At 63.0% G+C, this 21,993-nt stretch carries 19 protein-coding genes; 1 reads left to right on the top strand and 18 read right to left on the bottom strand.

Going from position 1 to position 21,993, the window contains the following annotated elements:
- Positions 1 to 276: 276 nt before the first annotated feature.
- The 8 genes from rpoS to E5221_RS06405 form a co-directional block, all read right to left on the bottom strand.
- Complete coding sequence (rpoS, locus tag E5221_RS06440) at positions 277 to 1,284, bottom strand: RNA polymerase sigma factor RpoS (protein ID WP_013971277.1); 1,008 nt, start codon at positions 1,282 to 1,284, stop codon at positions 277 to 279.
- A gap of 108 nt (positions 1,285 to 1,392) precedes the next feature.
- Entirely contained in the window at positions 1,393 to 2,250 is an 858-nt protein-coding gene (locus E5221_RS06435; protein ID WP_023662488.1) for a peptidoglycan DD-metalloendopeptidase family protein, read from the bottom strand.
- Between the two features lie 217 nt (positions 2,251 to 2,467).
- Entirely contained in the window at positions 2,468 to 3,106 is a 639-nt protein-coding gene (locus E5221_RS06430) for a protein-L-isoaspartate(D-aspartate) O-methyltransferase (RefSeq protein WP_015269209.1), read from the bottom strand.
- A gap of 35 nt (positions 3,107 to 3,141) precedes the next feature.
- Entirely contained in the window at positions 3,142 to 3,891 is a 750-nt protein-coding gene (surE, locus tag E5221_RS06425; RefSeq protein ID WP_247847018.1) for a 5'/3'-nucleotidase SurE, read from the bottom strand.
- Positions 3,879 to 4,937: a tRNA pseudouridine(13) synthase TruD gene (gene truD, locus E5221_RS06420; RefSeq protein WP_061551302.1), complete on the bottom strand. Its 1,059-nt coding sequence runs from the start codon at positions 4,935 to 4,937 to the stop codon at positions 3,879 to 3,881. Before truD ends, surE begins: the two co-directional genes overlap by 13 nt.
- Positions 4,934 to 5,407 (bottom strand): 2-C-methyl-D-erythritol 2,4-cyclodiphosphate synthase, encoded by a 474-nt coding sequence (gene ispF, locus E5221_RS06415; RefSeq protein ID WP_015269207.1) that lies wholly within the window; start codon positions 5,405 to 5,407, stop codon positions 4,934 to 4,936. The genes truD and ispF overlap by 4 nt, the downstream gene beginning before the upstream one ends.
- 201 nt (positions 5,408 to 5,608) lie before the next feature.
- On the bottom strand, positions 5,609 to 6,463 hold the full coding sequence (gene fghA / locus E5221_RS06410) for an S-formylglutathione hydrolase (protein WP_039614789.1): 855 nt from the start codon (positions 6,461 to 6,463) through the stop codon (positions 5,609 to 5,611).
- A gap of 8 nt (positions 6,464 to 6,471) precedes the next feature.
- Positions 6,472 to 7,584, bottom strand: a complete 1,113-nt coding sequence (locus tag E5221_RS06405) for an S-(hydroxymethyl)glutathione dehydrogenase/class III alcohol dehydrogenase (RefSeq protein ID WP_039614790.1) — start codon at positions 7,582 to 7,584, stop codon at positions 6,472 to 6,474.
- A 107-nt stretch (positions 7,585 to 7,691) separates the two neighbouring features.
- Here E5221_RS06405 and E5221_RS06400 point away from each other — a divergent pair, with 107 nt between their 5' ends.
- Entirely contained in the window at positions 7,692 to 8,588 is an 897-nt protein-coding gene (locus E5221_RS06400) for a LysR substrate-binding domain-containing protein (RefSeq protein WP_015269205.1), read from the top strand.
- A gap of 118 nt (positions 8,589 to 8,706) precedes the next feature.
- Here the strand turns inward: E5221_RS06400 and ispD are convergent, their stop codons facing one another.
- The 10 genes from ispD to lpxB form a co-directional block, all read right to left on the bottom strand.
- Positions 8,707 to 9,414, bottom strand: a complete 708-nt coding sequence (gene ispD, locus E5221_RS06395; protein ID WP_039614791.1) for a 2-C-methyl-D-erythritol 4-phosphate cytidylyltransferase — start codon at positions 9,412 to 9,414, stop codon at positions 8,707 to 8,709.
- On the bottom strand, positions 9,411 to 9,692 hold the full coding sequence (gene ftsB / locus E5221_RS06390; protein WP_004375443.1) for a cell division protein FtsB: 282 nt from the start codon (positions 9,690 to 9,692) through the stop codon (positions 9,411 to 9,413). Before ftsB ends, ispD begins: the two co-directional genes overlap by 4 nt.
- Positions 9,693 to 9,859: 167 nt before the next feature.
- Positions 9,860 to 11,149, bottom strand: a complete 1,290-nt coding sequence (gene eno, locus E5221_RS06385) for a phosphopyruvate hydratase (RefSeq protein ID WP_015269203.1) — start codon at positions 11,147 to 11,149, stop codon at positions 9,860 to 9,862.
- A gap of 153 nt (positions 11,150 to 11,302) precedes the next feature.
- The gene (kdsA, locus tag E5221_RS06380; RefSeq protein ID WP_015269202.1) at positions 11,303 to 12,148 is read right to left on the bottom strand and encodes a 3-deoxy-8-phosphooctulonate synthase; all 846 of its coding nucleotides are present in this window, start codon (positions 12,146 to 12,148) and stop codon (positions 11,303 to 11,305) included.
- A 3-nt stretch (positions 12,149 to 12,151) separates the two neighbouring features.
- Positions 12,152 to 13,780, bottom strand: coding sequence for a CTP synthase (locus E5221_RS06375; RefSeq protein ID WP_004375437.1), 1,629 nt, complete (start codon positions 13,778 to 13,780; stop codon positions 12,152 to 12,154).
- A gap of 269 nt (positions 13,781 to 14,049) precedes the next feature.
- The gene (gene tilS / locus E5221_RS06370) at positions 14,050 to 15,333 is read right to left on the bottom strand and encodes a tRNA lysidine(34) synthetase TilS (RefSeq protein ID WP_061551304.1); all 1,284 of its coding nucleotides are present in this window, start codon (positions 15,331 to 15,333) and stop codon (positions 14,050 to 14,052) included.
- Between the two features lie 141 nt (positions 15,334 to 15,474).
- Positions 15,475 to 16,422 carry an acetyl-CoA carboxylase carboxyl transferase subunit alpha gene (gene accA, locus E5221_RS06365; RefSeq protein ID WP_013971263.1) on the bottom strand — a complete coding sequence of 316 codons (948 nt, stop codon included), beginning with the start codon at positions 16,420 to 16,422 and terminating at the stop codon, positions 15,475 to 15,477.
- A gap of 106 nt (positions 16,423 to 16,528) precedes the next feature.
- A complete protein-coding gene (dnaE, locus tag E5221_RS06360; protein WP_247847016.1) occupies positions 16,529 to 20,053 on the bottom strand; it encodes a DNA polymerase III subunit alpha in 3,525 nt (1,174 codons plus the stop codon).
- A 187-nt stretch (positions 20,054 to 20,240) separates the two neighbouring features.
- A complete protein-coding gene (rnhB, locus tag E5221_RS06355; protein ID WP_013971261.1) occupies positions 20,241 to 20,864 on the bottom strand; it encodes a ribonuclease HII in 624 nt (207 codons plus the stop codon).
- Between the two features lies 1 nt (position 20,865).
- The gene (gene lpxB / locus E5221_RS06350) at positions 20,866 to 21,993 is read right to left on the bottom strand and encodes a lipid-A-disaccharide synthase (protein WP_247847015.1); all 1,128 of its coding nucleotides are present in this window, start codon (positions 21,991 to 21,993) and stop codon (positions 20,866 to 20,868) included.

The raw sequence follows: 21,993 nt of genomic DNA, 5'->3' as shown, positions 1-21,993 counted from the left end.
TAAAAGGCTTACAGAACAAGTAAGCAAAGGCTTACACGCGATGTTACTGGGGTAGCGCAGTACATAATGTCTTGGGGCTGCTTTGCAGCCCTTTCGCGACACAAGGCCGCTCCCACAGCATAGTGGTGCATTCAAAGGCGATGAAATACCTGTGGGAGCGGCCTTGTGTCGCGAAAGGCGCGCAAAGCGCCCCCGCAATTTTGAATGGGACACCTCTGATCGCCACATACAAAAACGCCCCGAAATCATCGGGGCGCTTTGTGTTACAGGCTTCCGCTACTGGAACAACGACTCACTGGACAGGCCGTTCTTCTCGAGAATCTCGCGCAAACGCTTGAGCCCCTCGACCTGGATCTGCCGCACCCGTTCGCGGGTCAGGCCAATCTCCAGTCCGACATCTTCCAAGGTGCTACTTTCATGCCCGCGCAAGCCAAAGCGGCGCACCACCACTTCACGCTGCTTGTCGGTCAACTCGCCCAGCCACTGGTCGATGCTCTGCGACAGGTCATCATCCTGCAGCAGTTCGCATGGGTCGGTCGGGCGGTCGTCAGTCAGGGTATCGAGCAGGGTCTTGTCCGAGTCCGGGCCGAGCGACACATCCACCGAAGACACCCGCTCGTTCAGGCCGAGCATGCGCTTGACCTCGGCGACCGGTTTCTCCAGCAGCGTGGCGATTTCTTCTGGCGAGGGTTCGTGGTCCAGTTTCTGGGTCAGCTCGCGCGCAGCGCGCAGGTAGACGTTCAGTTCCTTGACCACGTGGATCGGCAGGCGAATGGTGCGGGTCTGGTTCATGATCGCCCGTTCGATGGTCTGGCGAATCCACCAGGTCGCATAAGTCGAGAACCGGAAACCACGCTCCGGGTCGAACTTCTCGACCGCACGGATCAGCCCAAGGTTGCCCTCCTCGATCAGGTCGAGCAGCGACAGGCCGCGGTTCACGTAACGACGGGCAATTTTTACAACCAGGCGCAGGTTGCTTTCGATCATGCGCTTGCGGCCGGCAGGGTCGCCCTTTTGCGACAGGCGCGCAAAGTGCACTTCCTCTTCCGGCGAAAGCAGAGGCGAGAATCCTATCTCGTTGAGATACAACTGGGTGGCATCGAGCGCCCGGCTGTAATCGATGTACTTGTGTTGCTTGAGCGAAGAGCCCGACTTGGCCCTCGTCCGAACCGAAGATACAGCAGGTTCGTCTGACACCACATCCGTTTCCAAAACGATACCCGTCTCCATCAGAAGCAGGTCATCGTCGATGTCAAACTCCGGCACTTCTTTACTGAGAGCCATTGTTATAGTCCTTTGCTGAGTTCGAACTCAGACTCGAGCGGCACCTATCTCCCTGGCAGCGCTGGAGCCTGTCCCCTCTACATCACAGGAACAGGCCGGGTACAACGGTCAACGACGTGGCAGGAACTGGAGCGGATCGACGGGTTTGCCCTGGCGGCGAATCTCGAAATGCAGCTTCACCCGATCTGTGCCCGTGGACCCCATTTCAGCAATCGACTGCCCTGCCTTGACCTGCTGCCCCTCCCGAACCAACAGCCTGCGGTTATGGCCGTAGGCACTGACGTAGGTATCGCTGTGCTTGATGATGATCAGTTCGCCGTAGCCCCTCAAGCCACTCCCGGCGTACACCACTGCACCATCAGACGCAGCAAAAACAGGCTGTCCCAAATCACCGGCGATATCAATGCCTTTATTCAAACTACCGTTTGAAGCGAATTTTCCAATCAGCACGCCGTTGGCGGGCCAGGTCCAGCCACCTACCGCGCGCTCCGCGGCAGGCACCGTGGCGACCACCGGGGCGCTGCTGGAGGCTGCCGGCGTGGCCGGTTTGCTGGTGTTGCCAGGAGGTGTGCTGGTGCTTCCCACAGGCCGCCGGATGACCGTGGTCTTGCTCGACGACGACGGGCTGGACACCACCGTGGTGCTGCCGGTAGAGCCGCTGCTGAAACGAATCGCTTGCCCCGGGCGAATGGTGTAAGGCGCCGCGATACCGTTGCGCGCAGCCAGCTCCTTGTAGTCCCAGCCATAACGGAAGGCGATGGAGAACAGCGTATCACCAGGTTTGACGATGTACTGCCCAGTGGTTACCGCCGGGCGCTTGGGCACGGTGTTGTTGCGGTCGACCACCCGCGCGCTGTTGCTGCTGGTGCTCGAGCAACCTACCAGTAGCGTGCCCATGGCCAGTGCAATCACCAGAAGCGTGAAACCCGACCCGTCCTTGCGCTGCCGAATGACTGTGTGACCCACCCGCGCTCCCCTCATGGTGCCGAAAACGAAATGACAACAAATGCAATATTATTGCAATTATAACCAAGCCCGCCCGCATTGGCAGGGTTGGTGAAAGACTGCTGCAAAGCCTTGCAACACGCTGTGCGCTAGCGCTTCACCCCGCCAGATAGACAGGGCGTTGCAGCAAGAATTCGGTGCTGGCGCAAAAATATCGCGCGACTCGAACCAGCAGTGTTCAGGCCAGCGGGCCGTTGAGCAGCGGTACGAAGCGCACGGCCCCCAGCACGCGGCGGGAGAATCCATGCTCCTCGCGCACGATCAGCATCAGCTGCTGGGTTTCGCCGGCTGGGCCCACCGGAATCACCATACGACCACCCGGCGCAAGCTGGTCGAGCAGTGCCTGCGGCACTTCCGGCGCTACGGCGGTGACGATGATGCCGTTGTACGGCGCCAGCGCCGGCCAGCCTTCGCAACCATCCCCCCAGCGGAACACCACGTTGCGCAGGTTCAGTTCCACCAGGCGCTCCTTGGCCCGGTCCTGCAACACCTTGATGCGTTCCACCGAGAACACCCGCTCGACCAACTGGGCCAGGATTGCCGTCTGGTAGCCCGAGCCGGTGCCGATCTCCAGCACCTTGTCCAGCGGCCCGGCCTCGAGCAGCAGTTCACTCATGTGGGCAACCATGAACGGTTGCGAGATCGTCTGGTTGTGGCCGATCGGCAGAGCGGTGTCTTCGTAGGCGCGATGCGCCAGCGCCTCGTCGACAAACAGGTGGCGCGGGGTACGACGGATGACGTCGAGCACCTTGGTGTTCGAAACGCCCTCCTCGCACAGGCGCTGGATCAGCCGCTCCCGGGTGCGCTGGGAGGTCATGCCGATGCCACGCCGCAGCATATCGTCCTCGCGCATCAGAGCAGGCCCTCCAGCCAACCGTCGAGCTGCTCGAAGGCATCACTGAAGGTGCGGTCGAGCTGCAGCGGAGTGATCGATACATAGCCTTGCATCACCGCGTGGAAGTCGGTCCCCGGGCCACCGTCCTCGGCATCCCCGGCGACAGCGATCCAGTAGCCTTCCTTGCCGCGTGGGTTGACCACCTTGGTCGGCGCCGCCGCCCGCGCCCGGTGACCGAGGCGGGTGAGCTGGATGCCACGAATGTGCTCCAGCGGCAGGTTGGGGATATTGACGTTGAGCACGGTGCGCGGTGGCAAGGCCAGGCGCGACTGAGCCTCGACCAGGCGGCGGGCGATGTGGGCCGCGGTGGGCAGGTTGTCCGGCTGGCGCGACAACAGCGAAAACGCCACCGAGGTACCGCCGAGGAAACGGCCTTCCAACGCGGCCGCGACCGTGCCCGAATAGAGCACATCGTCACCCAGGTTGGCACCGAGGTTGATCCCCGACACAACCATGTCCGGCGCCTGTGGCAACAGCCCATTGAGCCCCAGGTGCACGCAGTCGGTCGGCGTGCCGTTGAGGCTGATGAAGCCATTGGCCAAGGTCTGCGGGTGCAGTGGCCGGTCCAGCGTCAGCGAACTGCTGGCGCCGCTCTTGTCTTGATCCGGGGCAATAACCACGCACTCGGCGTAATCCACCAGCGCAGCATGCAGCGCGGCGATGCCGGGTGCGGTAACACCGTCGTCGTTCGAAATCAGAATACGCATGAGCTGTCCGTCTGCCCCGCCGACACCAGATCCACGATTTCGCGCACCACCACGGTGGCGAAACATCCGGCCGGAAGGACGAATTCCAGTTGCAGGATATCAGGCTCGGGATAATGCCACGTAAGACCGCCAATAGGGAGCCGCAGAATGCGTCGTTCGTGATCCATGCCCGCCAGGGCCAGCCACTGGCAAAGTGCCGGCTGCTGTGCGGCGATCGCATCCTCTTGTTGCGCAGTACTCCCCGTAGCCGGCGAATCGCCTGCCCCCCACAGCGGGCCGGTCGGATGCAGGTCAAGAATCGCGAGCCGAGGATCGGAACATTCCGACTCCCCAGCAGGAAAGAAGCTACGACTCGTGGTGAACGCCAACAGGTCGCCCACCTGCGCACGCGCCCAGCTGCCGTCGGCAACACGGGCTGCCAGCACCTGGTTGAACAGGTAGCTGCGCCCGGCCGAGAGCAACCGCGAACGCACGTTGCGCTGTTCGGGCAAGGCATTGCGTGCGGCCCAATCAAGAGCGTCGTGAACGTTGCCGCCACCGTGGCCGAAGCGCTGGGTGCCGAAATAATTCGGCACACCGTACTGCTTGAGCTGTTCCAGGCGCGCATCCACCGCTTGGTGATCGGCAGCCAGGGCAGTCAGGCGCAGCGTGAAGCCGTTGGCCGAATGCGCACCGCGCTGCAGCTTGCGCTGGTGGCGCACCTGCTTGAGCACACGCAGGCTGGCATCCTCGGCACGCGACAGGTCCGGGTCGGCCTTGCCGGGCAGGTGCAGGCTGAACCATTGGCGGGTCAGGGCCTGGCGGTCCTTGAGGCCGGCGTAGCTGATCGTGCGCACCGGCACCCCAGCGGCACGGGCCAGCCGACGGGCCGCCTCCTCGGTGTTCAGGTCACGCTTTTCGACCCACAACCACAAGTGCTCGCCCTGTCCCGACAGCGGGATGTCCAGTACTTCGTCGACCTGGAAATCTTCGGCCACTGCCTTGAGAACGGCGGTACCCAGTGGTTCACCCGATGCACGCGGGCCCAGCAGTTCAAGTTCCGTCATGCTGGCAGCAGCAGGGCTACCGAATGCACGGCGATGCCCTCCTCGCGGCCGGTGAAGCCCAGTTTCTCGGTGGTGGTAGCCTTGACGTTGACCTGGTCGAGTTCAACCTGCAGATCTTCGGCGATCAGCTTGCGCATGGTTTCGATGTGCGGGGCCATCTTCGGCGCCTGGGCGACGATGGTGGCGTCGATGTTGCCGACCTTCCAGCCCTTGGCCTGGACGATGCCGACCACATGACGCAGCAGAACACGGCTGTCGGCGCCCTTGAACTGCGGGTCAGTGTCAGGGAAATGCTTGCCGATGTCACCCAGCGCTGCCGCGCCCAGCAAGGCATCGCTCAGGGCGTGCAGCAGCACGTCGCCATCGGAGTGGGCCAGGAGGCCGTATTTGTGGGGGATACGCACCCCGCCCAGGGTAATGAAATCACCGTCGCAGAAACGGTGCACATCGTAGCCGTGGCCAATACGCATAGAAAAACGCCCTGAATGAGTCAGGGCGTGATTCTACCTGCTTTAACCGGTATTGGGGCCGTCGTTGTAGGAGCAGCCTAGTGCTGCGAATGGGCCGCAAAGCGGCCCCGGCAATATCGGCGATAGCGTTAGACCCAGGGTCTGCTTCGCAGCCCATTCGCAGCACAAGGCTGCTCCTGCAGGCGATCGCGCAGCTACGCCTTACACCCGCCCCAAGGCCACCGCATGATGACGCAGGTGCTCCTCGATGAAGCTGGCGATGAAGTAGTAGCTGTGGTCATAGCCAGGCTGCAGGCGCAGGGTCAGTTCATGCCCACCTTTGCGTGCCGCCTGCTCCAGCGCTTCAGGCTTGAGCTGCTTTTCGAGGAAGTCGTCACGGTCGCCCTGGTCCACCAGCAACGGCGGGCATTCGCCGGCCGGAGCCTCGGCCAGCAGCACGCTGGCATCCCACTCGCGCCAGCGCGCACGGTCTTCACCCAGGTAGCGGCTGAAGGCTTTCTCGCCCCACGGGCAATCCATCGGGTTGCTGATCGGCGAGAACGCCGACACCGAGCGGTAGCGCCCCGGGTTGCGCAAGGCGCACACCAGCGCGCCATGCCCGCCCATGGAGTGGCCACTGATGCTGCGCTCGCCCGAAGCCGGGAAGTGCGCCTCGATCAACGCGGGCAACTCCTCCACGACATAGTCGTGCATGCGGTAGTGCTGGGCCCAGGGCTGCTGAGTGGCATTGAGGTAGAACCCGGCACCCAGGCCGAAGTCCCAGCCACCGTCCGGGTCGCCCGGCACCTGCTCGCCACGCGGGCTGGTGTCGGGGGCGACGATGATCAACCCAAGCTCCGCGGCCAGGCGCTGGGCACCGGCCTTCTGCATGAAGTTCTCGTCGGTGCAGGTGAGGCCGCTGAGCCAGTACAGCACCGGCAGCTTTTCGCCCTGTTCGGCCTGCGGCGGCAGGTAGACGGCGAACACCATGTCGCAACCCAGCACCTTGGAGTGATGCCGGTAACGCTTGTGCCAGCCGCCGAAGCTCTTCTGGCAGGAGATGTTATCCAGGCTCATGGCAAACCTCAGAAGTGGATCACGCTGCGAATGCTCTTGCCTTCGTGCATAAGGTCGAAGGCCTTGTTGATGTCTTCCAGGCCCATGGTGTGGGTGATGAAGGTATCCAGCGGGATCTCGCCCTTCTCGGACATTTCCACGTAGCTTGGCAGCTCGCTGCGGCCACGTACGCCACCGAACGCCGAACCACGCCATACGCGGCCGGTGACCAGCTGGAACGGACGGGTGGCGATTTCCTGGCCGGCACCGGCCACGCCGATGATCACCGACTCACCCCAACCCTTGTGGCAGCATTCCAGCGCAGCACGCATCAGCTGCACGTTGCCGATGCACTCGAACGAGAAGTCCACGCCGCCGTCGGTGAGGTCGACGATCACTTCCTGGATCGGGCGGTCGTAGTCTTTCGGGTTGATGCAGTCGGTAGCACCCAGCTGACGGGCGATCTCGAACTTGGCCGGGTTGATGTCGATGGCAATGATGCGCGACGCCTTTGCCTTGACCGCACCAATCACTGCCGACAGGCCGATGCCGCCCAGACCGAAGATGGCCACGGTGTCACCCGGCTTGACCTTGGCGGTGTTGAGCACCGCGCCGATACCGGTGGTGACGCCACAACCCAGCAGGCAGACCTTTTCCAGCGGCGCTTCTTTCTGGATCTTGGCCACGGAGATTTCCGGCAGCACGGTGTACTCGGAGAAGGTCGAGGTACCCATGTAGTGGAACAGCTGCTGACCTTTGTAGGAGAAGCGCGTGGTGCCGTCCGGCATCAGGCCCTTGCCCTGGGTGGCGCGGATGGCCTGGCAAAGGTTGGTCTTGCCCGAGAGGCAGAACTTGCACTTGCCGCATTCCGGGGTGTACAGCGGAATGACGTGGTCACCGACGGCGACCGAGGTGACGCCCTCGCCTATCGCCTCGACGATCGCGCCACCTTCGTGACCGAGGATCGACGGGAAGATGCCCTCCGGGTCGGCGCCCGACAGAGTGTAGGCGTCGGTGTGGCAGACACCGCTGGCGACCACGCGCAGCAGCACTTCACCGGCCTTGGGCATGGCCACGTCGACTTCGACGATTTCCAGGGGTTTCTTGGCTTCGAAGGCTACGGCAGCACGGGACTTGATCATCAAAGGTCTCCAGACAGAGGGTCGATTCAGTCTGGCAGTGTAATTCACCACCTTTTGATGAATAATCCAGGTAAAGACAAAACATTATTGCCATACAGGGATAATCAATGAGCAGCCGCTGGGAGGGCATCGACGAGTTCGTCGCCGTGGCCGAGTCGGGCCAGTTCACTGCAGCCGCCGAGCGCCTGGGCGTTTCCTCATCGCACATCAGCCGGCAGATCGCCCGGCTGGAGGAGCGGCTGCAGACGCGCCTGTTGTACCGCAGTACCCGGCGGGTGACCCTGAGCGAGGCCGGGCAGACATTCCTGCAGCACTGCCAGCGCCTGCAGGATGGCCGCGAGGAAGCTCTACGCGCCATGGGCGATCTGGCCAGCGAGCCCAAGGGGCTGCTGCGCATGACCTGCGCGGTGGCCTACGGCGAGCGTTTCATCGTGCCGCTGGTGACGCGGTTCATGGCGCTGTACCCGCAGCTGCGGGTGGATGTGGAACTGAGCAACCATACCCTCGACCTGGTGCATGAAGGCATGGACCTGGCCATCCGCCTGGGCCGGCTGGCCGACTCACGACTGGTGGCAACCCGCCTGGCACCCCGGCGCATGTACCTGTGCGCTTCGCCGGCCTACCTGGAACGTTATGGTCGGCCGCACAGCCTGTCGGAACTGGCGCGGCACAACTGCCTGGTAGGCAGTTCGGATTTGTGGGCGCTACAGCAGGACGGCCGCGAGATCAGCCAGCGAGTCCAGGGCAACTGGCGTTGCAACAGCGGGCAGGCAGTGCTGGACGCAGCGCTGCAGGGGATGGGGTTGTGCCAGTTGCCGGATTACTACGTGCTGGAGCACTTGAACAGTGGTGCGCTGGTGTCGTTGCTTGAGGCGCACCAGCCACCGAATACCGCGGTGTGGGCGCTGTATCCGCAGCAGCGGCACCTGTCGCCGAAGGTACGGCGGCTGGTGGATTACCTGAAAGAAGGGTTGGCGGGGTTGCCGGAGTATCGCTTGAACTGAAACCTTGTGCTGGCTGGTCTGGCCTCTTCGCGGGTAAACCCGCTCCCACAGGTACAGCGCAAACCTGAAGGGATGTGCGATACCTGTGGGAGCGGGTTTACCCGCGAAGAGGCCGGCTTCAGCGGCGCCCTGCCCAACGCTGGCGCAACCACTCCAGGTCTTCCGGCCGGGTCACCTTGATGTTGTCGCTGCGCCCTTCGACCAGCCGCGGCGCCTGGCCGGACCACTCGATGGCAGAGGACTCGTCGGTCACCAGCACATCCGACACAAGGCACTCGGCCAGCGCCTGATGCAACGCCCCAAGGCGGAACATCTGCGGTGTATAGGCCTGCCAGATGGTACTGCGGTCTACGGTAGCGCCCACCCGGCCATCAGCATCGGCCCGCTTGAGGGTATCGCGAGCCGGCACCGCCAGCAGGCCACCCACCGGGTCGTCCGCCAGCTCCGACAACAGCTTGTCCAGATCGCTGCGCGCCAGGTTTGGTCGCGCAGCATCATGCACCAGCACCCAGTCGCTGTCCGCCGCCCCTTGGGCATGCAGCATCAGCAAGGCATTGAGCACTGAGTCGGCACGCTCGCGCCCTCCCACGGCGCGCTGGATGCGCGAGTCGCTGGCGCAGCGCAGGCGAGGCCAGTACGGGTCATCTTCGGCAATGCTGACCACCACGCCCTTGAGCATAGGGTGGCCAAGAAAACAGTCGAGGCTGTGCTCGAGAATGGTCTGCCCGGCCAGCTCCAGATACTGCTTGGGGCGGTCGGCAGCCATGCGGGCACCTACGCCCGCAGCAGGAATCACGGCCCAGAAGGCCGGTAACGTTTCGATCATTTCTGTGGCAACTGGAAGAGGGTTTCGCCCTCTTTGACCATTCCCAATTCGTGGCGAGCCCGCTCTTCAACGGTCTCCATGCCTTTTTTCAGCTCCAGCACTTCGGCATCGAGCACGCGATTGCGCTCGAGCAAGCGCTCGTTTTCGGCATGCTGCTCAGCAATCTGCTGCTTCAGCTCGGTCACTTGCGCCAGGCTGCCATTACCCACCCACAGGCGGTACTGCAGGCCACCCAGCAGCAGGAGCAGGACGAGGAACAACCAATAGGGACTGCGCATCACGTTATCCAGGTTAAAAAGGCTGCCGGGTATTTTTACTTCCGGGCCTCGAATAGCACGAAGCCTGGCCGAGGCCAGGCTTCGTCGACAGAAACCCGTTGAAATGTAGGAAAGTTCAGTACGAACGTTCCCACAACTCCGGCTGCTGTCTTTTTACCATCTCTTGCTTAACCGCGAAACTCGGCACGACCGCGGTAAACCGCTTTGGCACCCAGTTGCTCTTCGATGCGCAGCAGTTGGTTGTACTTGGAAACGCGGTCGGAACGGCACAGCGAACCAGTCTTGATCTGGCCAGCAGCAGTACCCACGGCCAGGTCGGCAATGGTCGAGTCTTCGGTTTCACCGGAACGGTGCGAAATCACCGCGGTGTAGCCAGCAGCCTTGGCCATCTGGATGGCTTCCAGGGTTTCGGTCAGCGAGCCGATCTGGTTGAACTTGATCAGGATCGAGTTACCGATGCCCTTCTCGATGCCTTCCTTGAGGATCTTGGTGTTGGTCACGAACAGGTCGTCGCCAACCAGCTGCACCTTGGTGCCGATCTTGTCGGTGAGGATCTTCCAGCCAGCCCAGTCGGACTCGTCCAGGCCGTCTTCGATCGAGATGATCGGGAAGCGCTCGGTCAGGCCTTTCAGGTACTCGGCAAAGCCTTCGGCGTCGAACGACTTGCCTTCGCCGGACAGGTTGTACTTGCCGTCTTCGTAGAACTCGGAAGCCGCGCAGTCCAGGGCCAGGGTCACGTCGGTGCCCAGCTTGTAGCCGGCTTTCTCGACAGCTTCGGCGATGGCGCCCAGGGCGTCTTCGTTGGAAGCCAGGTTAGGGGCGAAACCACCTTCGTCACCAACGGCGGTGTTCAGACCACGGGCCTTGAGCACGGCTTTGAGGTGGTGGAAGATTTCGGTACCCATGCGCAGGCCGTCGGAGAAGGTCTTGGCGCCAACCGGCTGTACCATGAACTCTTGGATGTCGACGTTGTTGTCGGCGTGCTCGCCACCGTTGATGATGTTCATCATCGGTACCGGCATCGAGTACTGGCCAGGGGTGCCGTTCAGGTTGGCGATGTGCGCGTACAGCGGCAGGTCCTGGTCCTGGGCAGCGGCCTTGGCGGCAGCCAGGGAAACGGCCAGGATGGCATTGGCGCCCAGCTTGGCCTTGTTCTCGGTACCGTCCAGCTCGATCATGGCGCGGTCCAGGGCCTTCTGGTCGGCAGGGTCCTTGCCCAGCAGCAGGTCACGGATCGGGCCGTTGATGTTGGCGACAGCCTTCAGCACGCCCTTGCCCAGGTAACGGCTCTTGTCGCCATCACGCAGCTCCAGCGCTTCGCGCGAGCCAGTGGAAGCACCGGACGGCGCGCAGGCGCTGCCGATGATGCCGTTGTCGAGCAGTACATCGGCTTCCACGGTGGGGTTGCCACGCGAATCGAGAACTTCACGACCTTTGATGTCGACGATTTTTGCCATTGTTGTAAGCACTCCAGAATTGACGAAAACAACTTAGCTTAGGGAATTCTTGCCGTTCACCGGGCGGAATTGCAGTGGGCAGGCCGGGTGAAGGGAACCCCTGACCGACTGGTCAGGGGTGGATCGGACGGTACTTTACCCGAGAATTGAGCTTTACGCGGTTTCTACCGTCGGAAAACTTTTCACCAGGTCGTCCAGTTGCTTGAGCTGGGCCAGGAATGGCTCCAGTTTGTCCAGGCGCAGGGCACATGGGCCATCGCACTTGGCGTTGTCCGGATCGGGGTGTGCTTCGAGGAACAGCCCTGCCAGGCCTTGGCTCATGCCGGCCTTGGCCAGGTCGGTGACCTGGGCGCGGCGACCACCGGCGGAATCGGCGCGACCACCCGGCATCTGCAGGGCGTGGGTCACGTCGAAGAACACCGGGTACTCGAACTTCTTCATGATGCCGAAGCCGAGCATGTCCACCACCAGGTTGTTGTAGCCGAAGCTCGAACCACGCTCGCAGAGAATCAACTGGTCGTTACCGGCCTCTTCGCACTTGGTCAGGATGTGTTTCATTTCCTGGGGCGCGAGGAACTGGGCCTTCTTGATGTTGATCACTGCGCCGGTCTTGGCCATGGCCACCACCAGGTCGGTCTGCCGCGACAGGAAGGCCGGCAGCTGGATGATGTCGCACACCTTGGCTACAGGCTCGGCCTGATAAGGCTCGTGCACGTCGGTGATGACCGGCACGTTGAAGGTGCGCTTGATCTCTTCGAAGATCTTCAGCCCCTCTTCCATGCCCGGGCCACGGTACGAGGTCACCGACGAACGGTTGGCCTTGTCGAAGCTGGCCTTGAACACGTACGGGATACCGAGCTTCTCGGTCACCCGCACGTACTCTTCGCAGACCTTCATTGCCAGGTCACGGGACTCCAGGACGTTCATGCCGCCGAACAGGACGAACGGCTTGTCGTTGGCTATCTCGATGTTACCGACGCGAATGATCTTCTGGGTCATTGATCAGGCCTTGTTCTTCTGAGCCAGGGCTGCCTTGACGAAGCCGCTGAACAGCGGGTGGCCGTCACGCGGGGTCGAGGTGAATTCCGGGTGGAACTGGCAGGCGACGAACCATGGGTGGTCCTTGGACTCCACCACTTCCACCAGCGCGCCGTCTTCAGAGCGGCCGGAAACCACCAGGCCGGCATCGATCAGTTGCGGCAGCAGGTTGTTGTTCACTTCGTAGCGATGGCGGTGACGCTCGGTGATCACGTCCTTGCCGTAGCAATCGTGCACCTTGGAACCGGCCGCCAGCTGGCAGTCCTGTGCGCCCAGTCGCATGGTACCGCCCAGGTCGGAGGCTTCGCTGCGGGTTTCGACGGCACCGGTGGCATCGGCCCACTCGGTGATCAGGCCGACTACCGGGTGGCCGCTGTTGCGGTCGAACTCGGTGGAGTTGGCGTCCTTCCAGCCCATCACGTTACGGGCGAATTCGATCACGGCCACCTGCATGCCCAGGCAGATACCCAGGTACGGCACCTTGTTCTCACGGGCGTATTGCACCGCGGTGATCTTGCCTTCCACGCCGCGCAGGCCGAAACCGCCCGGCACCAGGATGGCATCGGCGCCTTCGAGCAGGCTGGTGCCCTGGTTCTCGATGTCTTCCGAGTCGATGTAGCGCAGGTTGACCTTGGTGCGGTTGGTGATGCCGGCGTGGCTCATCGCTTCGATCAGCGACTTGTACGCATCCAGCAGCTCCATGTACTTGCCGACCATGGCGATGGTCACTTCGTGCTCAGGGTTGAGCTTGGCATCGACCACCTTGTCCCACTCGGACAGGTCGGCGCCATTGCACTGCAGACCGAAACGCTCGACGACGAAATCGTCCAGGCCCTGTGCGTGCAGCACGCCCGGGATCTTGTAGATGGTGTCGACGTCTTCCAGCGAGATCACCGCACGCTCTTCAACGTTGGTGAACAGCGCGATCTTGCGACGCGACGAGGCATCGACCGGGTGGTCGGAGCGGCAGATCAGCACGTCAGGCTGCAGGCCGATGGAGCGCAGCTCCTTGACCGAGTGCTGGGTCGGCTTGGTCTTGGTCTCGCCAGCGGTGGCGATGTACGGGACCAGGGTCAGGTGCATCAGCATGGCGCGCTTGGAGCCCACTTCGACGCGCAGCTGGCGGATGGCTTCGAGGAACGGCTGCGACTCGATGTCACCGACGGTACCGCCGATTTCCACCAGGGCCACGTCGGCATCGCCGGCGCCCTTGATGATGCGACGCTTGATTTCATCGGTGATGTGCGGGATGACCTGGATGGTCGCGCCCAGGTAGTCACCACGACGTTCCTTGCGCAGTACGTGCTCGTAGATGCGGCCGGTGGTGAAGTTGTTGTTCTGGGTCATGGTGGTGCGGATGAACCGCTCGTAGTGGCCCAGGTCGAGGTCGGTCTCGGCGCCATCGTGGGTGACGAACACTTCACCGTGCTGGAACGGGCTCATGGTGCCCGGATCGACGTTGATGTACGGATCCAGCTTGAGCATGGTGACCTTCAGGCCCCGCGCTTCCAGGATGGCCGCCAGGGAAGCCGAGGCAATGCCTTTCCCCAATGAAGAAACAACACCGCCCGTGACGAATATGTAGCGCGTCATGAAAAACCCTAGAAGTCTGCGTTAAGGCGGCCAGCGCCGCCGGAGAAAGCGAAGGAAGGCCGAAGCCCCCGATCACCTGCGTCAATCACAGTGCATCTCGAAAAACTGCCGCGTCTGTACAGACCAGGGGTATCCCCGGCATGGAGCTCGCTCGTCATTTCCAGAATCAGCCCAGCAAAAAACTGCTTGGTAATCGGCAACTCCTGTGTTTTCGCGGAACCCACAGAAGCTGTATCAAGAAGGGAGGGTAGTCTACCCGAATGTACCCTTCAGCTCAAACCTTGCGCGTTCGTCGGCAACTGCCAGGACAGCTGGCAATCAGCCTGCACCAGCCCGGGCAGGTTGGCCACCGCCAGCAAGCGTTCGCCCTGGTACAGCAGTGGCAGGCGCGGGCGCAGGAAAAGCGGCACCTGCAGTTCGTTTAACAGGCGCTTGAGGTCGCGTCGGCCGCGGCCGGGGACATCCAGCACTTCACCGCCCTGGCGGTAGGCAATGCGCAAGCCGTCCAGCGGCGCTGCGCCAACAAGACGCACCCTGCCGTTACCCGGCAACAGCAAAGGCTTGGCGGGATCGGCCCAGGGCAGTTCGCCGACGGGCAGCTGCAGCCAGTCACCACTCAACCACCAGATGCGGCCATGACTGCGCAGCAACTGCCCATCGGCAAGCTGCCAGGCGGGCCGGGCATCGGCGGCGGCATCGCGCAGGTCCGCCCAGCCGGCCCAGTGTCGGGTGTCGGGCAGGCGGGTACGGCGGCTCAGCCAGTACTGCAGGGCATTGCGCTGACGGGCCGGCGACAGTGCCACCAGGGTAGCCAGGTCGAGGGAGTCCAGCCCCGGCCAAGCCACCGGCGCGCCCTCCCTGGCGAGCGCCAGGTCGTCCTGGGCAAGCTCGTCCAGCAGGCCTTGGGCTTCGCTCAGGTGCTCGGCGGCGCGGGCCAGGTTCTGGCTGGCCTGCGGCCAACGTTGCCGAAGCAGCGGAAAGACTTCGCTGCGCAGGTAGTTGCGGGCAAATTGTGTGTCAGCGTTCGTCGGATCTTCGATCCAGGCCAGCCCATTGACCTGGGCGTGGTCCTGCAGTTGCTGGCGGGAACAGCCCAGCAATGGCCTGACCAGGCTACCCTGCCCTAGCGCCCGCTGCCCCGGCATTGCAGCCATGCCACGCAGGCCTGCGCCGCGCAGCAGGCGGAACAGCAGGGTTTCGGCCTGGTCGTCGCGGTGCTGGCCGGTGAACAGGATGTCGCCTGGGCCGACGGCTTGCCTGAAGGCAGCATAGCGGGCGTCGCGGGCAGCCTGTTCGAGGCTGGCGCCGGGGGTGACCTGGACATGGATGACCTGGAGTTCGATGCCGAGATTGTCGCAGACGGTTTGGCAGTGGGCGGGCCAGGCATCGGCGGCGGGTTGCAGGCCGTGGTGGACGTGGATGGCGCGCAATGGAGGGGATGCGTGATTGCGGGCGTAGTCGGCCAGCAGGTGCAGGAGGACGGTGGAGTCGAGGCCTCCGGAGAAAGCGATGTACCAGGCTGGGGCGTTGAGCCAAGGGGTGAGGTTGATCATCGAACCCGCACTCAATTCGAGAATGCATTCGCGGGTGAACCCGCTCCCACAGGGATCGCGCCGTTTCAGAGGGCTGCGCAGTACCTGTGGGAGCGGGTTCACCCGCGAACACCGGCGAAGCCGGTGCCATTCATCTCGCTATCAGATACCGTAGCTCATCAGGCGATCGTAACGGCGGGCCAGCAGCGCGTCATGGTCGAGCTTGCCGAGCATGTCCAGCTGCTGTACCAGGTCGGCACGGATGCTTTCCGACATCTTCGCCGGGTCACGGTGGGCGCCGCCCAGCGGCTCCTGGATGACCTTGTCGACGATGTTCAGGCTCTTCAGGCGCTCGGCAGTGATGCCCATTGCCTCGGCCGCGTCAGCTGCCTTGTCGGCTGTCTTCCACAGGATCGAGGCGCAGCCTTCCGGCGAGATCACCGAGTAGGTGGAGTACTGAAGCATGTTCAACTGGTCGCACACACCGATGGCCAGCGCACCGCCGGAACCACCCTCACCGATCACGGTGGCGATGATCGGGGTTTTCAGGCGCGCCATCACGCGCAGGTTCCAGGCGATGGCCTCGCTCTGGTTGCGCTCTTCGGCGTCGATGCCCGGATAGGCGCCCGGGGTGTCGATGAAGGTCAGGATCGGCATCTTGAAGCGCTCGGCCATTTCCATCAGGCGGCAGGCCTTGCGGTAGCCTTCAGGGCGCGGCATGCCGAAGTTGCGGCGTACCTTCTCGCGCACTTCGCGGCCCTTCTGGTGACCGATGACCATGACCGGCTTGCCGTCCAGGCGCGCAGTACCGCCGACGATGGCAGCGTCGTCGGAGAAATGGCGGTCGCCGTGCAGCTCTTCGAACTCGGTGAAGATGTGCTCCAGGTAGTCCAGGGTGTAAGGACGACGCGGATGACGAGCCAGGCGGGCGATCTGCCAGCTGGTCAGGTTGCCGAAGATGCTTTCGGTCAGGGTGTTGCTCTTGTCTTGCAGACGGGCAATTTCATCGCTGATGTTCAGCGAGTTGTCGTTGCCTACCAGGCGCAGGCCTTCGATCTTGGCTTGCAGGTCGGCAATCGGCTGTTCGAAATCGAGAAAATTCGGGTTCATAGTCATCCGTCTTGGGTCTACGGCCAGGCGGCCGGCCGGTTGATCCGTTTGGCGCCCTACCTTAAGGGATCAGGCGCATTCAGGTCGAGATTAAATTTTTGTCGGTTCAACGATATTGCAGGAAGACGTTCTCACGCCCGAACTGGTCACGCAGCGCCTGAATCAGCCCATCGGCCGGGTCGATAGCCCACTGCTCGCCGAACTGCAGCATGGCCTTGGCGTCGCTGCCGGTGTATTCGAGAGTGATCGGGCAAGCGCCGCGATGGCGGGTAATCAACTCGCCCAGCCACTTCAGCCGGTCGCCCTTGAGCGCTTCGTGTGCCACCTTCAGGCGCAGGCTCTCGGCCAGCTTGGTGCGCGCATCCTCCATGGTCATCACCTGCTTCACCCGCAGGCGCAGGCCACCGGAGAAATCGTCGTTGCTGACCTCGCCTTCGACAACCACCATGGCATCGGTCTGCAGCAAGGACTGTGCCGCCATGAAGGCATCGGCAAACAGCGACGCCTCGATGCGCCCGGAGCGGTCATCCAGGGTGACGAAGCCCATCTTGTCGCCCTTCTTGTTCTTCATCACCCGCAGGGCAATGATCATGCCGGCGATGGTCTGGGTATCGCGTGACGGCTTGAGGTCGATGATGCGCTGGCGGGCGAAGCGGCGGATCTCGGTCTCGTACTCGTCGATCGGGTGGCCGGTGAGGTACAGGCCAAGGGTGTCCTTTTCGCCCTTCAGGCGTTCCTTGAGGGTCAGTTCGCGCACCTTGCGGTGGTTGGCGTAGACGTCGGCATCCGCCTCTTCGAACATGCCGCCGAACAGGTCGACGTGGCCACTGTCAGCGGTGTGGGCGGCCTGCTCGGCAGCCTTGATGGCCTCGCCCAGCGCCGAGAGCAGGGTTGCACGGTTGATATCGATGTTGGCGTGGTAGGCCTTGATCTCGTCATGGAAGTGCGGGCCCAGGCGGTCCAGCGCACCACTGCGGATCAGCGCGTCGAGGGTACGCTTGTTGACCCGTTTGAGGTCGATGCGCTCACAGAAGTCGAACAGGTCCTTGAATGGGCCACCCTGGGCGCGAGCCTCGACGATCGCCTCCACCGGGCCCTCGCCGACGCCCTTGATGGCGCCCAGGCCGTAGACGATGCGCCCGTCATTGTTGACGGTGAACTTGAAGTCGGAGAAGTTCACGTCGGGCGCGTCGAGGCGCAGCTTCATGCTGCGCACTTCCTCGACCAGCACCACCACCTTGTCGGTGTTGTGCATATCCGCCGACAACACCGCAGCCATGAACGGCGCCGGGTGGTGGGTTTTCAGCCATGCGGTCTGGTACGAAACCAGGCCATAGGCGGCGGAGTGGGACTTGTTGAAGCCGTAACCGGCGAACTTTTCCACCAGGTCGAAGATGTTACCAGCCAGGTCTGCATCGATATTGTTGTTGGCACAACCTTCGATGAAACCACCGCGCTGTTTGGCCATTTCCTCGGGCTTCTTCTTACCCATCGCACGGCGCAGCATGTCGGCGCCGCCGAGGGTATAGCCAGCCATCACCTGGGCGATCTGCATCACCTGTTCCTGGTACAGGATGATGCCGTAGGTCGGTGCCAGCACCGGCTTCAGGCCTTCGTACTGGTAGTCCGGATGGGGGTAAGCGAGCTCGGCGCGGCCGTGCTTGCGGTTGATGAAGTCGTCCACCATGCCCGACTGCAGCGGGCCTGGGCGGAACAACGCCACCAGTGCGATAAGGTCTTCCAGGCAGTCGGGCTTGAGCTTCTTGATCAGCTCTTTCATGCCCCGCGATTCAAGCTGGAACACCGCCGTGGTTTCGGCCTTCTGCAACAGCTCGTAGGTCTTGCGGTCGTCCAGCGGGATGAAGTCGATGTTTACATCGGGCAGGTTCTTCTTGGCCTGCTCGCGGTTGATGATCTCCATCGCCCACTTGATGATGGTCAGGGTCCGCAGGCCGAGGAAGTCGAACTTCACCAGGCCGGCGGCCTCGACGTCATCCTTGTCGAACTGGGTTACCAGGCCGCCGCCCTCTTCATCACAGGCGATCGGCGAGAAGTCGGTAAGCTTGGTCGGGGCAATGACCACACCACCGGCGTGCTTGCCGGTACCGCGTGTCACGCCCTCGAGCTTCAGGGCCATGTCCCAGATTTCGCGGGCGTCTTCGTCACCCTTGAGGAAGTCGCGCAGGATCTCTTCCTGCTCGTAGGCCTTTTCCAGGGTCATGCCCACTTCGAACGGGATCATCTTCGACAGGCGGTCGGCCAGGCCGTAGGACTTGCCCTGTACCCGCGCCACGTCTCGCACCACCGCCTTCGCCGCCATGGTACCGAAGGTGATGATCTGGCTGACCGCGTTGCGGCCATAGGCTTCGGCCACATAGTCGATCACCCGGTCACGGCCATCCATGCAGAAGTCGACGTCGAAGTCGGGCATGGAAATACGTTCAGGGTTGAGGAAGCGCTCGAACAGCAGGTCGTAGGCCAGCGGGTCGAGGTCGGTGATCTTCAGGACATAGGCCACCAGCGAGCCAGCACCCGACCCCCGGCCCGGGCCGACCGGAACACCGTTGTTCTTGGCCCACTTGATGAAGTCCATCACGATCAGGAAGTAACCGGGGAAGCCCATCTGGATGATGATGTCCAGTTCGAACTTCAGGCGGTCCAGGTAAACCTGGCGCTTCTCTTCGTAGTTGGGCGTGGTCTCTTTCGGCCACAGCACTGCCAGGCGCTCTTCCAGGCCTTCGTGGGACACATGCCGCAGGTAGTCATCGATGCCCATGCCATTGGGCGTGGGGAAGTCGGGCAGGAAGTACTTGCCCAACTGCACCTGGATGTTGCAACGCTTGGCAATCTCGACGGTGTTGGCAATGGCGTCGGGCAGGTCGCTGAACAGTTCGGTCATTTCTTCGGCCGACTTCAGGTACTGCTGGTCGCTGTACATCCTTGGACGGCGCGGGTCGTCAAGGGTCCAGCCCTCACCGATGCATACGCGGGTTTCGTGAGCATCGAAGTCCGATTGCTTGATGAAACGCACATCGTTGGTTGCCACCAGCGGAGCGTCGAACCTGTCGGCCAAGGCCACGGCAGCGTGCACATATTCCTCGTCGCGGGCGCGGTTGGTGCGCTGCACCTCGACATAGAAGCGCTCGGGGAACATCGCCATCCAGTCCTGCAGCAGGGCCTCGGCTTCATCTTGCCGCCCCGCCAGCAAGGCCATGCCGATGTCACCTTCCTTGCCTGCGGACAGGGCGATCAGGCCCTCGCTGGCCGGGGCGATCCATTCACGCTGAAGGATCACCAGGCCGTTGCGCTGGCCCTCGGTCCAGCCGCGCGAGATCAGCTCGGTGAGGTTGCGGTACCCCTTGGGGTTCATGGCCAGGAAGCAGATACGCGAGAGCGGTGCTTCCGGGTCGGCAGCGGCCAGCCACAGGTCGGCGCCGCAGATCGGCTTGATGCCCGCACCCATGGCAGTCTTGTAGAACTTGACCAACGAGCACATGTTGCTCTGGTCGGTGATCGCCACCGCCGGCATGTTCATCCCGGCCAGCGCCTTGGCCAGCGGCTTGATCCGCACCAGGCCGTCGACCAGCGAGAATTCGGAGTGGACGCGCAGGTGAACGAAGGGAACCGACATGGAAGATCCTGTAGCAGTGCTGAACGACAAGGGCGGGATTGTAGCTTAAATGAGGATGTTTTTTGGGGCTGCTTCGCAGCCCTTCGCGGGCACGCCCGCCCCCACAGGAATATCATCGCCCTCGGGAACGGCGCCATACCTGTGGGAGCGGGCGTGCCCGCGAAGGGCCGCAAGGCGGCCCCAGAGGTCAGATCAGGGAGTCGGTGACGCCTTCACGTGCGTCCCACGCGGCCCGCACCGGGGCAAAGGAACGCCGATGAATGGGCGTAGGCCCCAACCGTGCCAGCGCCTCGAGGTGCACCGGGGTCGGGTAGCCCTTGTGCCCACCAATGCCATAACCTGGGTAGATCAGCTCGAATGCGCTCATCTCCCGGTCACGGGTCACCTTGGCCAGGATCGACGCCGCCGCGATGGCCGGCACCTGGCTATCGCCCTTGACTACCGGCGACGCCGGTACGGCCAGTTTCGGGCAACGGTTACCGTCGATCAGGGCCAGCTTCGGTGTAATGTGCAGGCCTTCCACCGCGCGCTGCATGGCCAGCATGGTCGCATGCAGGATATTCAGGCGGTCGATTTCCTCGACCTCGGCACGCGCAATGCAGAAGCTCAAGGCCTTTTCGCAGATCTCGTCGAACAGCGCTTCGCGCTTGGCTTCGGTGAGTTTCTTCGAATCGTTCAGGCCGAGGATCGGGCGCGCCGGGTCGAGGATCACCGCCGCGGTCACGACCGCACCGCACAGCGGGCCACGGCCCACTTCGTCGACGCCCGCGACCAGGTCCTCGACCAGGTTGAAGTCCAGTCCAATTTGCATGTCAGCGGTCCTTGAGCAAGGCCAGTACCGCCTCGGCCGCCTGGTTGGAGGCGTCACGGCGAAGGGTGCGGTGAATTTCGTCGAAACTTCCGGTCTGCCGGCTGCCATCGGCTACCAGCGGCGCCAGGGTATTGGCCAGTGCATCGCTGGTAGCGTCATCCTGCAGCAGCTCGGGTACCAGCGCACGCTGGGCCAGCAGGTTCGGCAACGAAACGTAGGGGCTCTTTACCAGGCGTTTGAGGATCCAGTAGGTCAGGGGCGCCAGGCGATAGGCCACAACCATCGGCCGCTTGTACAGCAGCGCTTCGAGGGTAGCGGTACCCGAGGCGATCAGCACCGCGTCACAGGCCGCCAGGGCCTGGTGCGAATGGCCATCGAGCAGGGTCAGCGGCAGCTTACGCCCTTCGAGCATCTGCTCGAGCTGGGCGCGCCGCGCGGCATTGGCACAGGGCAGTACGAAACGCACGCCCGGTACCTGCTGGCGCAGCCTTTCGGCAGCATCCAGGAACAGTGCCCCCAGGCGCCCTACTTCGCCGCCCCGGCTGCCCGGCATCAACGCCACTACCGGCCCTTCGCCCAGGCCCAGCGCGGCACGCGCCGCAGGGCGGTCGGCTTCTAGCGGGATGGTATCGGCCAACGGGTGGCCAACGAAGCGCACAGGCACGCCCTGCTCTTCATAGAACCGCGCTTCGAATGGCAACAGCGTCAGCATCAGGTCGCAGCCTTCGCGAATCTTCAGCACACGCTTCTGCCGCCAGGCCCATACCGACGGGCTGACGTAGTGCACGGTCTTGATCCCGGCCTGACGCAGTTTCAGTTCGATGTTGAGGGTGAAGTCGGGGGCATCGATGCCGATGAACACATCGGGTTTTTCACCGATCAGGGTCTCGATCAGCAGCTTGCGCCGCTTGAGCAGCTCGCGCAGGCGCCCCAGCACTTCGACCAGGCCCATCACGGCCAGGCGCTCCATGGGGAAATAGGATTGCAGGCCTTCGGCTTCCATCAAGGGACCACCAACGCCGATGAACCGTACATCGGGGTGGCGTGCCTTGATGGCACGCATCAAGCCTGAACCGAGAATATCGCCGCTGGCCTCACCTGCGACCAAGGCTACGCAAAGCTGGGCCAT

The sequence above is a fragment of the Pseudomonas sp. A2 genome, from assembly GCF_023100865.1.
In the GTDB taxonomy this organism is placed as follows: domain Bacteria; phylum Pseudomonadota; class Gammaproteobacteria; order Pseudomonadales; family Pseudomonadaceae; genus Aquipseudomonas; species Aquipseudomonas asiatica.
This window is presented reverse-complemented; position numbering and strand designations above follow the sequence as displayed.

Excerpts from the sequence above, each read along its gene's own strand:
- ispF (WP_015269207.1), bottom strand. The coding sequence starts at position 5,407 with ATGCGTATTGGCCACGGCTACGATGTGCACCGTTTCTGCGACGGTGAT.
- E5221_RS06430 (WP_015269209.1), bottom strand. The coding sequence starts at position 3,106 with ATGACCTCCCAGCGCACCCGGGAGCGGCTGATCCAGCGCCTGTGCGAG.
- dnaE (WP_247847016.1), bottom strand. The coding sequence starts at position 20,053 with ATGTCGGTTCCCTTCGTTCACCTGCGCGTCCACTCCGAATTCTCGCTG.
- kdsA (WP_015269202.1), bottom strand. The coding sequence starts at position 12,148 with ATGACCCAGAAGATCATTCGCGTCGGTAACATCGAGATAGCCAACGAC.
- fghA (WP_039614789.1), bottom strand. The coding sequence starts at position 6,463 with ATGAGCCTGGATAACATCTCCTGCCAGAAGAGCTTCGGCGGCTGGCAC.
- surE (WP_247847018.1), bottom strand. The coding sequence starts at position 3,891 with ATGCGTATTCTGATTTCGAACGACGACGGTGTTACCGCACCCGGCATC.
- ftsB (WP_004375443.1), bottom strand. The coding sequence starts at position 9,692 with ATGCGCAGTCCCTATTGGTTGTTCCTCGTCCTGCTCCTGCTGCTGGGT.
- E5221_RS06400 (WP_015269205.1), top strand. The coding sequence starts at position 7,692 with ATGAGCAGCCGCTGGGAGGGCATCGACGAGTTCGTCGCCGTGGCCGAG.
- lpxB (WP_247847015.1), bottom strand. The coding sequence starts at position 21,993 with ATGGCCCAGCTTTGCGTAGCCTTGGTCGCAGGTGAGGCCAGCGGCGAT.
- truD (WP_061551302.1), bottom strand. The coding sequence starts at position 4,937 with ATGACGGAACTTGAACTGCTGGGCCCGCGTGCATCGGGTGAACCACTG.
- E5221_RS06405 (WP_039614790.1), bottom strand. The coding sequence starts at position 7,584 with ATGATCAAGTCCCGTGCTGCCGTAGCCTTCGAAGCCAAGAAACCCCTG.
- rpoS (WP_013971277.1), bottom strand. The coding sequence starts at position 1,284 with ATGGCTCTCAGTAAAGAAGTGCCGGAGTTTGACATCGACGATGACCTG.
- ispD (WP_039614791.1), bottom strand. The coding sequence starts at position 9,414 with ATGATCGAAACGTTACCGGCCTTCTGGGCCGTGATTCCTGCTGCGGGC.
- accA (WP_013971263.1), bottom strand. The coding sequence starts at position 16,422 with ATGAACCCGAATTTTCTCGATTTCGAACAGCCGATTGCCGACCTGCAA.
- eno (WP_015269203.1), bottom strand. The coding sequence starts at position 11,149 with ATGGCAAAAATCGTCGACATCAAAGGTCGTGAAGTTCTCGATTCGCGT.
- E5221_RS06375 (WP_004375437.1), bottom strand. The coding sequence starts at position 13,780 with ATGACGCGCTACATATTCGTCACGGGCGGTGTTGTTTCTTCATTGGGG.
- rnhB (WP_013971261.1), bottom strand. The coding sequence starts at position 20,864 with ATGCAAATTGGACTGGACTTCAACCTGGTCGAGGACCTGGTCGCGGGC.
- tilS (WP_061551304.1), bottom strand. The coding sequence starts at position 15,333 with ATGATCAACCTCACCCCTTGGCTCAACGCCCCAGCCTGGTACATCGCT.